This is a genomic window from Paenibacillus sp. J22FR5 (assembly GCF_059691975.1).
The window spans coordinates 360,223-371,263 of sequence record NZ_JCAUAN010000003.1 but is presented as its reverse complement, the minus strand read 5'-3'; the positions used below and the strand labels follow the sequence as shown (position 1 = coordinate 371,263).

The window sequence follows — 11,041 nt, the reverse complement described above, 5'->3', positions numbered from 1 at the left end:
GATCTTTAACGAGCAAAGTAGACAACCCCTTTGGTGAAAATTAACCACATAATTAACTTCGCTAAAGGTGCAGGAAAATCCTGTTATATGATCTTGCCGTCGTAGAAAAAAAACCATCTAAGGTGCTGAAAAATTTAATCAACATTAGCTCAGTTGTAACTATGCGGAAGCCTTAACATAATGCTCTTGAAAAGCTATTTAATAATTAAATTAAATTTTAGGCCTCTTGAGAATACTTTTGTTTTGGGGTTGTAATAAAAGAAAGTGCGTCCATTTATTAGTTATTTATTCACAAGACAAAGGGCAATCCGAATTGAAGGATCGCCTTTATATTTATACTTATTTCTTTACTGCTTGAATTACATATAATGTTCAAAATTATTAGCACACCAAAATTAAGCCATCATTTGATCTGTTAACTCCTCAGCTAATTTCTTCGATCCACTTAAACCTTTTACATACTTTAGCGGACCATCCGCTGACCACTCCACTGATAATTTATTTACATATTTTATGATAGCCGACAGGTCGACTTGCTTTCTGTTCTCCTTTAGTGACGCGCTTAAAATAGAGCTCCCAGCAATGGATAAAGCATCTATGGAAACGATGTGGGTTATTCGGAAACTCTTATAATCTTTCCATTCGAAAAGAAACTTGTCTCGTAGTGCATTGTAATAAGTAAGAGCCATTTGAATTTTTTCTTCTTTAGGCAAAGCACTAATATTTTCACTTTTCAACAAATATGTCAGTGTTCTGTATAAATTCTGAAGGGTAACATGTCTTCCTTTTGTTCGTTTCCCAATAATACTTCCAATGAGATTGAAGGGGCTATCTTTTCTAGTCATCATTTCTGTTGCTATCCAACTGATATCGTCAGAATCGCGGCGTAGAAATTTACTTAAAGATGTGCCTATTCCTTTGGCCTTCGTATTTATAGTATCAAATAGTTTAATTTCCTCATCCTCATCTAAGCTATGGAAGGCTAGAAACGGAATATTAATATCTGAGTTCGTTTCACGTACATACTTTTCTATTCCACCCACACGGTGCTGCCCATCCATCAGAGATGCCCTACCTTTGCAAAGCAATCTGCCATATGAGGGGCGTTGTTTATCATAACTAACAAATTCCCAATTAGCTGCAGCGTTCAATAAAATCGGAGTAAAAAGAGCATCTTCCCCTTTAGACAAATAATATGCAAAATCAGCACATCTCTTTGCATCGACTGGGCGCTGATACCCCTTTCCAGAAGGGTGATCATAAGGTTTCACATAAATTAAATTAATTCCAACAGAAGCAGGAAAGTAGCTTTGATATGCAACCCTGCCTCGCATTTTGCACTGGAGTACATTTTCAATAACATACTGCTGTGGAAGCTTACTCATTCTTTTGGCTCCTTGATATTAGTATAAAGCCATAATAGTTCTTATAAGATCTAAAATCAAATGGATATATATGTTATAGGTATCTGTAATTTAGACATAGACTCCCCTAGTCTGAAAAAGAGGTGAGTCTGTTGTCCAAACTCTCAAAACATGTTGGAGTAAAAGTGAGAAATTTTCGTAAAAATAGAGGGTTAACCCAAGAACAACTAGGTGAGCTTGTTGAGCTCCCTCAGTCCTATATTGGTGGTATTGAGCGCGGTGAAAAGAATATCTCATTAGAAACCCTCGAAAGGATTGTTAAGACTCTTAGAGTAGATCCCAGCGATTTATTTAGTGGTTACGATCTTACTAATTCGCAGTATGAGCGATCGAACCTATTGGATTCTACATATCTTTTAATTGAACGATGCTCGGACAAAGAACTCGCTTTAATTAAAAAATTAGTGGAAGTTGTATTATCAGAGGCCAAAAATTAGCAAATAAAGCTAAAACGAGTGCAACTCCAGACTTGAGAGGTCCTAGAGAGCACTCGTTTTTCTTTAACCTGTGTCTACCACAACTTTATTTCAAACACTCTGAATACTTCCCTAAACGTCTCATAAGCTCTGCTCGAGCAACATCCCTGATCAAAACAAAGTGGTCTTCGTAGCCGCGGCAGATGTATTTGTACCGCAGATTCGAATCAATCATCTCATCTTCAAACACCTTAATATTCCGTTCTTTCAGTAACTTCCGCACTGTTTGAAGGTCGTTTGATATGAAGTTTTGAATGATATTTGCCGCCTTAACAAAGATCGTTCTCATGGAGTAGGAGGTTCTTTCTATTTCCTGTTTATTCTTTTCCACTATTGAAAGCAACATCGGGAGTAAAACGAAATCCCTAATAGCTTCCAACTCCTCTTTCGTAGGCATTGTAGTTTGGGGTTGTTGTTGATTCCTCTGCTGAAGTGCAGCACTATGTTCTGGTGACATGAACTTTGTGCTCCATCTACCGTTTCCATCAAGTAGTTTGCTCAAGCATAATGTCCCCCTATCATGATTGCCCGTTCTCTGGCTTGTGCAGTTTCCAGTAGTGAAGAAGCTCTAATAATTGCTGCACCACCAAATCTGTCTTTAATGCTATCCTGAGCTCGGGCGAGCCTAAGATTTCTTTCGATATCCTCAAATAAATCGAGCTGATGCGTACTATCGTCTGTCAATTGAGATAGGTCTACAGCTAAATGCGTGAGGGGATCTCCGTTCCAATGTTTCTTGAACAATTCGCGCGCTGCTGAAACAACATGATGCTCTAGGCAAGTCGGCGAAGGTAGTGTCATTTGCCTCGAAAATCCCCTTTTCATCGTCCCGGCGCTAACTGTCACTACACGCCCCATGCTATTTTGCCGTCTACTTGTTCGGCATACTTCAATCACTAATTCAATCATTAGCGGCTCGATGTCCTCCATTGTTTGGTATTTTGTTGACTGTACCGTTCTGCCTCGAGTAATAGATTGCGGCTTCGCAAAAGCTCTTGCAACGACCGGACTGGGATCAATTCCGCGCGCTGTTTGCCAATAATATTCAGCTTTGATATCACTTTGTCGTCCCATCCTAATCCGCATGCGCCTTTTGAATTCTCCAAGCTCTAACCGCGCTATATCACCGATAGTATTCAATCCCATTTTTACAAAGTGAGCAGTCATCCGAGACCCAACCATATACATTTGTGACACTGGTAATGGCCATAGTATGGACTCGACCTGATCTACTCGCAACTCGAAAACGCCACTTTCGCTCTTCTTCGCAAAGTGGTCAGTGGCCATTTTCGCGATCACTTTGTTTGAAGAAATACCAGCACGAATCCAAACTCCCGTAGAAAGCATAACTTTTGTTTGCATCTGGCGTGCAATTTCTACTGGTGATCCGAAAAGCGACGTTGAACCTGTTACATCAACAAATTGCTCGTCAATGCTCCACGGCTCAACCAAGTCGGTGAAGGTTTCATAAATTTCCGTAATGAGTGTCGAGACATCAATGTACGTCTTCATTCTTGGTCGGACTATAGTAAGATCTGGGCAAACAGCAAAAGCTTCAAAATTTCGCATCGCAGTTGAAACGCCATAAGATTTCGCAATGGGACAAGCCGCTAATACAATACCGCTCTTACGGGCAGGGTCCCCAACCGCTATGGGTTTATTACAAAGCTCAGGGTGCGCCGCTTTCTCCACACTGGCATAAAAACTCTGACAGTCCACTAGCATAATAGCTCGTTCTGATTTCATAGTCACACCACCCAAACATAGAACATATATTCGTATTTATTATATGCCATTCTCTGCATTTATTTACATTAATAAAATTCATTTTCGATCATTTTTCTTTTTTATAGTCATAATTGCGTTTCGCAATTATGTACATGATTGTTTACTAAAAATATCCCTGATACATAAAGGATTTTATTAAATTGCTGTATTTTGTACATGAATTTTTGGTAGTCTTGTTGCCATTTTCGCTAGAATTTTATTCGAACTGATCCCTACACGAAGCTTAACACCCGTTTGTTTGAGCACCTTATATTGCAAGCTCATCGCCACCTTCTCCGCATCTCCAAAGAGCGGAAGGCTCCCTGTAACGTCCAAGAACTGTTCATCAATACTGAAAATCTCAACGAGATCCGTAAATTCCTCATAGATACTCGTAATCATTAACGAAACGTCAATATAATGCTGCATCCGTGGACGCATGACAATAAGCTCGGGACACTTCTTGAGCGCTTCACCCAACCGTTCGGCCGTCGTTACACCGTATCCTTTGGCAACAGGGCAGGCGGCTAAAATAATACCTGACCTTAACGCAGGATCTCCTGCAACGGCAACCGGCTTATTCTCTAGACCTGGATGATCGGCCTTCTCTACGCTTGCGTAGAAACTCTGACAATCCGCTAGGAAGATCGTTCGTTCCCCACCCTTGTTCCCCTTACTCATCGCAATTCCCCCCGCATATTCATCAGCGTAGTCATAAGCTCAGCCTTAACCAAACTGCGAAGCATCGTGAAATGATGGATGTAACCTCGAACTTTGTACTCTACATGAATGCCCAAAGCATTCATTTCCGTGTGAATCACCTTAATATCTCGCTGCTTCATTTTACTTTTCAACCGTTGTAATTCTGGATAAATAGCCATCTCAACCTCTCTGAGGTAAAAAAGAATGTGATTATACACAATCTTATCCTTATAAACCTTAAGCTCCTCCATATCTCTTGCCAGCATATCAAGCAAAATCGGCAACAGCGTGTATTCCTTAATCATTTGAACATCCTCTTCTGTCTCTACTCTTGAAGCACTACCCATGTTCTCACCACCATATGCGAACATATATTCGTTTTTCCATATTATATACCGAACACGTATTCGTTATGCAAGTGCTTTTTGGGATTTTTTTTACTAATAACAGGATGTATTACAGTTAATTTCTATTTAATTACCTATTTTTACCTATTATTCAAAAAATGCGCAAATCATCACGGACGAGTGCGCGTCCACACTCCTCTCTTCGTGCATTTAATGTATTATATTGGATTTCAACGAGAGGGGAGAATGTCGATGATGAGAAGAATCCATGTCAGCGACTCCAATCACACAGGAACTGTACAGATTAAACGTAAACCCTTTGAATCTGTACGTATCTGGCACGATCTTAATTGCAGGAGCACCTACTGGAAGAGCTCTGACAGTGAACTTCCTTCTTAGTGGACCTACGGGCACCATCGTTGAAACTGACACGCTTTTTACGAAAACCTAGTTTGACACCATTCAATTAGTCGTTGCAGCAGGCGCAGCCGTTACGCCAAATATTACATGAGAGCTTTGCGTAACCCTCGCTATGCCATTAGTTCCTAGTCCTCCCACGAAAAACGCCACAAGCAGGGCGTCTTCCGCTCCGCAAGTGGCGTTTTCATCGTGCACCTATCGAAATATGGACCATAGCCGAATTAAATGAAACGTGTTATTTGGATCAATCTTTTGCGCGAGGATAAACGTTAAAATCTGGTGCGCCTGGTTTCCACTGAGCTTCTCACCGAAAATGCCCGCGGCAAGGCTGATTAAGCGCGTAACCTTCGCCGTGTTTTGCAAATCTGCCTTCGTGACGCCTTGCAGCAGCATTTTGATGCGCTCCTTCACCTCAGGGTTTTTCATCTTGAACTTTACACGCTCCACGAGCGCAGGATCGATGCCATATTGCTGATAACTCATACCCGCACCTCCGATACCCGTCATGCTCCTATCTTATGAGTGAAAGTAGTCAAACTTGACTGAGGCGCTGTATATAAGAAAAACCTGTGGTGTTAGCCTTTGAGTCGGACAATCCTTTTGCAGTAAAATGAGCGGTTCCGCGGAGGGATTTCTCGTATTTTCAAATGTGTGATGCACGCGTCGGGGGCGTTTAAATGGAAGCACAGTTTGTGGAAGAATTCCGGAAAATAACGGGAGTGTTCCCGTTAAATTTGTTTTAGGGACAGGCATGAGGTAGGCGAAGTGTAACGGGGTCGGGGTCATGCCACCTAACATAAATAAAAAACAGCCACCGTTCCCGGCAGCTGTCCCTTCCCTCTACATATACATGGCAATAAGGATGACACAGATGCAATTTAACGCAATGAGCAACGGAAAGCCAACGACAAAAGAAGTATGCTTCGTCTTGTGGCGCCACACCCGCATGCCGAGCCAACCACCAATCCCACCGCCGAGGGCAGCGAGTAGAAAAAGCCGTTTTTCCGGCACGCGGCGTCCGCCTTTTTTGGCTTGTCCTTTGTCATGTCCCATCTCAATAAACGTAATGATATTCATCAATAATAAATAAACTAGGAAATAAGTCACTGGCGGTACACCTTCGTTCCCATAAAATAGTGCTGCTACTCTTATCTTAAGAGGGAACACGCTATGGGTCAACCTGTCTCCCAAGCTATCTATTAATCTAACACTTCGCTGTCAAAAATATGAGCCCGCTCCAAATACGCCCTCAGCGGCATGTAAGAAGCCCCCGTCCAGAAGGACGAGTCGCCGACAAGCTCAGCCGCATCATCGCGCGCCTGCTCCATGATTTCGAAATCCGCCATCATGTCGGCGATACGAAACTCCGGTAGCCCGCTCTGCTTCGTGCCGAAGAAGTCCCCCGGTCCGCGCAGCTCCAGATCGCGCCGGGCAATCTCGAATCCGTCGGTGGTCTCCGTCATCGCCTTCATGCGCTCCTTGCCGACCTCCGTCTTCGGGTCGGCGATGAGCACACAGAAGGACTGGTGCTCGCCCCGCCCAACCCGGCCGCGCAGCTGATGCAGCTGCGACAAGCCGAAGCGGTCGGCGTCGTAGATCACCATCAGCGTGGCGTTCGGCACGTCCACGCCCACCTCGATCACCGTGGTCGACACGAGCGCCTCCACGGTGCCTTCCTTAAAGACGCGCATGATTGCTTCCTTCTCCTGCGCGCTCATACGACCGTGCAGCAAGCCGATCCGCATCTGCGGAAAATGCTGCTGCAGCTGAATGTGGACGTCGATCGCATTCTGCACGTCCAGCTTGTCCGACTCTTCGATGAGCGGACAAATAATATACGCCTGCCGTCCTGCCGCCACCTCGCGCTGGATAAAACCTAACACACGCTCCAGCATCGCATGCTGAACCGCATACGTCTTGATCGGCTTACGCCCCTTCGGCAGCTCGCGCAGCGTCGAAACGTCCATGTCGCCGAACGCCGTAATCGCCAGCGTGCGCGGAATCGGCGTCGCCGTCATCGTCAGCACGTCGGGATTCATCCCTTTGCGTCGCAAAATGCTGCGCTGGTTCACACCGAAGCGATGCTGCTCATCCGTCACAACCAGACCTAGCTGGCGGAAATACACATCCTCTTGAATAAGCGCATGCGTCCCGACCAACACGTGGATCAAGCCCATCTGCAAAGAGGCCAGCAAATCGCGTCGCTGGCGGTCTGTCGAGCTTCCAGTCAGCAAAGCCACCTGCAGCCCATAGGGCTCAAACAAGCTGCTCAGCGAACGGTTATGCTGCTCAGCAAGAATCTCCGTCGGCACCATCAACGCGCCTTGGTAGCCTGCCTTCACCGTCGCATACAGGCCAATGGCCGCGACGATCGTCTTCCCCGCACCGACATCGCCCTGCAGCAGTCGGTTCATGGCGTAGGGCTCCTGCATGTCGTGCAGGAGTTCGCCGACGACCTTCTTCTGCGACTCCGTCAGCTGAAAAGGCAGCGCGCGCACGAAGGCGCGGACAGCAGGCAGATCGACCTGCTGCTTCAATCCGTCCGTGCGGCTGCGCGTCACAGCCCGGTAAGCCTGGAGCTTGAGCTGGAAGAGGAACAGCTCCTCATACACCATGCGCCTGCGCGCCTGCTTGCCTTCCTCCACACCGCTCGGTGTGTGGATGACAGCCAGCGCCTTGCTTCGCGGCATAAACCCATACCTGCCGGTAATGCCAGCCGGCAGCACTTCACTGATCAAGGCGCTGTACTGCGTCAGCGCCTGTCCAATAATCTTACGCATCCATTTCTGCGTAATCGAGCCCGCAACCGAATACACCGGCTGGATCGTGCCGGTATTCGAATCCCCTTGTCCGGGGAATTCGGAATCGGACACACTCATTTGGCGACGCTTGGCGTCCCATTTGCCAGTGAGGATAATCTCCTGCTGCGGCCGCAGACGATCCTTCAGGAAATGGCGGTTAAACCACACCGCCGTCAGCAAGAAATCATCGACCATCACCTTGCAGGATAGGCGAGATTTGCCGCTGTATCGCTGCAGGACCGGCTCGCCGATGATATAGCCCTTCACAGTAACGCGGTCGCCATCTTTCACGCTAGCTAGATCGCGTACCGTATAGTCCTCATAACGGAAGGGGACATACTCCAGCAAATCCATAACCGTAAAAACGCCCATGGCGTTTAGCTCAAGTGCTTTTTGAGCGCCAACTCCATGGACTTCACGTACTTCGCATTGATTTAAATCCATCTCTTACACCGTACTCACGAAGGCTGCGATGGTACCTGGCCCGGCATGTGCGCCAATAACAGGTCCTAACGTAATATAATCCACGTGCGCCACAGCAAAACGCTGCATGATAGCCTCACGCAGCCCCTCCGCACCTTCCAAATTATTAGCATGAGCAATATGAAGCGTGCGAATCGTCTTGTCCGACAAATCCGCCGCTAACAGCTCAAGAATGCGTGCAATCGCTTTTTTGTTACCGCGAACCTTATCAACGACGGTCACTTCACCCGCGCTATCCAAAGTAAGAATAGGCTTAATGTTCAATAAGGAACCGAACAGCGCCGACGCCTTGCCAATTCTGCCGCCCTTTTGAAGAAACTCCAGCGTGTCGACAAGGAAATAAATATAAAAATTCGCTCTCATCGCCTGAACAATCGCTACGATTTCATCGACACTTTTACCAGCTTGAGCAGCCTCAGCAGCAGCCACAACGAGTGCCCCTATCCCATAAGAGGCAGAACAGGAATCAATGAGGTGAACCTTGCCGATCTGATCGCCCTCGAGCAGCGTAGAAGCCAGCTCAGCCGTCCTGTACGTTCCACTCAACACAGAAGACAAGTGAATGGAAATGACCTCCGTATCAGACTCCTCCAGCAAGTTTTGATATACAGCCAGAAACTCACCCGGTGACGGTGTTGACGTTGTTGGGAAGTGTGAGGATGACGTCAGCTTCCGATAGAAATCCTCCGACTGAAGCGTCACCGTATCCAGATACTGTTCTTCGCCAAAATTAATTTTGAGCGGCACCATTTCGATGTTCAACGCTTCTCTGACAGCCAATGGGATATCAGCTGTGCTATCCGTTACAATGCGAATGTTTGTCACAGGGCTCACTCCAATCACGAATTTACAATACCTGCTTGTTCGCTGTTATTCAACCGAGAATAGGTAAGCATACAAGGGCTGTCCACCAGGATGCAGCTCAATTTCCATATCCGGATACATCGTCTGAATGAAGGACTCCAACTCGCTTGTCCCATCCTCAGTCGCATCTTCGCCCGTCAAGATTGTCACAATTTCGCTGCCTTCCTCGATCATTTCCTCGAGCAGCTTTTTGCACGCGTCCATAAGACTTGGCTGTGAGGAGACAATACGACCATCTTGGATACCTATGAAATGCCCCTGTTTAATGTCAATACCATCCATGTTCGTGTCACGCACGGCATACGTCACTTGACCCGATTTTACACGTCGAAGTGATTCATTCATCGCCTCCGTATTCGTCTGTGCATCCGCCTTCTCTTGGAAAGCCAGAATGGCTGCCAGCCCCTGAGGAATCGATTTCGATGGAATCACAATCAATGTTTTATTGTCGACTAAATCAACCGCTTGCTGCGCGGCCAAAATAATGTTCGAGTTGTTCGGAAGCACATAAATCGTATCTGCATCAATGCTGTTCACGGCGTTCACAATATCCTCTGTGCTTGGGTTCATCGTTTGTCCGCCAGATAGCACGACATCCACACCCACACTGGATAAAATATCCGTAATTCCGTCACCTAGTGCAACAGCTACGAAGCCATACGGCTTATTAGATGCAGCAACAGCAGTAGATGTAGGAATGGCTGCAGGAGCCTCGTACCCATGCGTTACATCTTCTAATATATGGGAATGCTGATCACGCATATTTTCGATTTTGATGCGGCTCAGAGCACCGTAATTCATCGCTTGATTCATAACCTCGCCAGGATATTCCGCGTGAATATGCACCTTCACGAGCTCTTCATCAGCAACAACAAGGAGCGAATCTCCAAGCTTGCTAAGCTGCTCACGGAACGCGCCTTCTTCAAACGTAAAGCCCTTGACCTTACCAGGCGTGATCGTCAGCATGAATTCCGTACAATAACCGAATTCGATATCTTCTGTGGCTAAATGTGCTTGTGCCGGAAGATGGGCATGTACTTCTTTGGCCAGGTTCATCCCAGGTAGCAGCGATACTTCACCTAGAAGATTGGTATCCATCGTTGCAAAGTCTTCATCAACTTGTACCAATCCGCCGCTTAACGATGCAACGAAGCCTTCATAGACGCAGACAAGCCCTTGACCTCCTGCATCGACAACGCCTACCTGTTTAAGCACAGCAAGCTGGTCTGGTGTTTTTGCAAGAGCATCCTTGGCTTTCGCCAAAACCTCGTTCATCAGATCCAATAGATCGCTGCTGCGGCGATATTGTACGGCATGCTTCGCTGCTTCTTTGGATACGGTTAAAATCGTGCCCTCAACTGGCTTCACAACAGCCTTATAGGCCGTCTCTACGCCTTGCTGTAAAGCAGCCGCGAATTGCTGGCCATTCACACTTTCCAAATCATGCACATGCTTCGCGAATCCGCGAAACAATTGTGACAAGATCACACCTGAATTGCCTCTTGCGCCCATCAGTAACCCTTTGGACAATGCATCAGCTGCTTTCCCAATATGAGAAGATGGCTTCTTCTTTAGTTCCTCACAGCCTGCCGTGAGTGTTAAATTCATGTTGGTGCCAGTATCTCCGTCGGGTACAGGGAAAACGTTCAATCCATTAACCTTATCTACATTCCTGCGAAGGTTATCCGCACCCGCCAAGACCATGGCAGTGAAGTCATTTCCATTTATTGAAATAAAGCGCTTACTCAAAGTGATTC

General features: G+C 46.4%; 11 protein-coding genes and 1 pseudogene. 2 read left to right on the top strand and 10 right to left on the bottom strand.

Annotated features, from left to right (window positions below; all coding sequences use genetic code 11):
- Positions 1-395: 395 nt before the first annotated feature.
- Complete coding sequence (locus tag AC58P7_RS08030; RefSeq protein WP_497341548.1) at positions 396-1,385, bottom strand: DGQHR domain-containing protein; 990 nt, start codon at positions 1,383-1,385, stop codon at positions 396-398.
- 131 nt (positions 1,386-1,516) lie between these two features.
- On the opposite strand from AC58P7_RS08030, the gene AC58P7_RS08025 reads away from it, so the two are divergent.
- Positions 1,517-1,861 (top strand): helix-turn-helix domain-containing protein, encoded by a 345-nt coding sequence (locus AC58P7_RS08025; protein WP_497341546.1) that lies wholly within the window; start codon positions 1,517-1,519, stop codon positions 1,859-1,861.
- An 85-nt stretch (positions 1,862-1,946) separates the two neighbouring features.
- Here AC58P7_RS08025 and AC58P7_RS08020 read toward each other — a convergent pair whose 3' ends face one another.
- The 4 genes and pseudogenes from AC58P7_RS08020 to AC58P7_RS08005 all read right to left on the bottom strand — a co-directional run bounded on the left by AC58P7_RS08020 (position 1,947) and on the right by AC58P7_RS08005 (position 4,716).
- Positions 1,947-2,402, bottom strand: a complete 456-nt coding sequence (locus tag AC58P7_RS08020) for a YhjD family protein (RefSeq protein ID WP_497341544.1) — start codon at positions 2,400-2,402, stop codon at positions 1,947-1,949.
- The gene (locus AC58P7_RS08015; protein ID WP_497341542.1) at positions 2,399-3,652 is read right to left on the bottom strand and encodes a DNA polymerase IV; all 1,254 of its coding nucleotides are present in this window, start codon (positions 3,650-3,652) and stop codon (positions 2,399-2,401) included. The genes AC58P7_RS08020 and AC58P7_RS08015 overlap by 4 nt, the downstream gene beginning before the upstream one ends.
- 210 nt (positions 3,653-3,862) lie before the next feature.
- A pseudogene (locus AC58P7_RS08010) lies at positions 3,863-4,348 on the bottom strand (Y-family DNA polymerase); the annotation flags it as partial.
- Entirely contained in the window at positions 4,345-4,716 is a 372-nt protein-coding gene (locus AC58P7_RS08005; protein WP_497341541.1) for a YhjD family protein, read from the bottom strand. The pseudogene AC58P7_RS08010 and the gene AC58P7_RS08005, both read right to left, overlap by 4 nt.
- 268 nt (positions 4,717-4,984) lie before the next feature.
- Between AC58P7_RS08005 and AC58P7_RS08000 the strand changes: the two genes are divergently transcribed.
- Entirely contained in the window at positions 4,985-5,167 is a 183-nt protein-coding gene (locus tag AC58P7_RS08000) for a hypothetical protein (protein ID WP_497341539.1), read from the top strand.
- Between the two features lie 164 nt (positions 5,168-5,331).
- Here the strand turns inward: AC58P7_RS08000 and AC58P7_RS07995 are convergent, their stop codons facing one another.
- From AC58P7_RS07995 to AC58P7_RS07975, 5 genes are all read right to left on the bottom strand, one after another.
- Positions 5,332-5,619, bottom strand: a complete 288-nt coding sequence (locus AC58P7_RS07995; RefSeq protein WP_497341537.1) for a stage VI sporulation protein F — start codon at positions 5,617-5,619, stop codon at positions 5,332-5,334.
- 357 nt (positions 5,620-5,976) lie between these two features.
- Complete coding sequence (locus tag AC58P7_RS07990; protein ID WP_497341535.1) at positions 5,977-6,327, bottom strand: DUF1294 domain-containing protein; 351 nt, start codon at positions 6,325-6,327, stop codon at positions 5,977-5,979.
- Positions 6,328-6,335: 8 nt separating this feature from the next.
- The gene (recG, locus tag AC58P7_RS07985) at positions 6,336-8,381 is read right to left on the bottom strand and encodes an ATP-dependent DNA helicase RecG (protein WP_497341533.1); all 2,046 of its coding nucleotides are present in this window, start codon (positions 8,379-8,381) and stop codon (positions 6,336-6,338) included.
- Between the two features lie 3 nt (positions 8,382-8,384).
- Positions 8,385-9,245, bottom strand: a complete 861-nt coding sequence (locus AC58P7_RS07980; RefSeq protein ID WP_497341531.1) for a DegV family protein — start codon at positions 9,243-9,245, stop codon at positions 8,385-8,387.
- Positions 9,246-9,290: 45 nt separating this feature from the next.
- Positions 9,291-11,033 (bottom strand): DAK2 domain-containing protein, encoded by a 1,743-nt coding sequence (locus AC58P7_RS07975; protein ID WP_497341529.1) that lies wholly within the window; start codon positions 11,031-11,033, stop codon positions 9,291-9,293.
- Between the last annotated feature and the right edge of the window lie 8 nt (positions 11,034-11,041).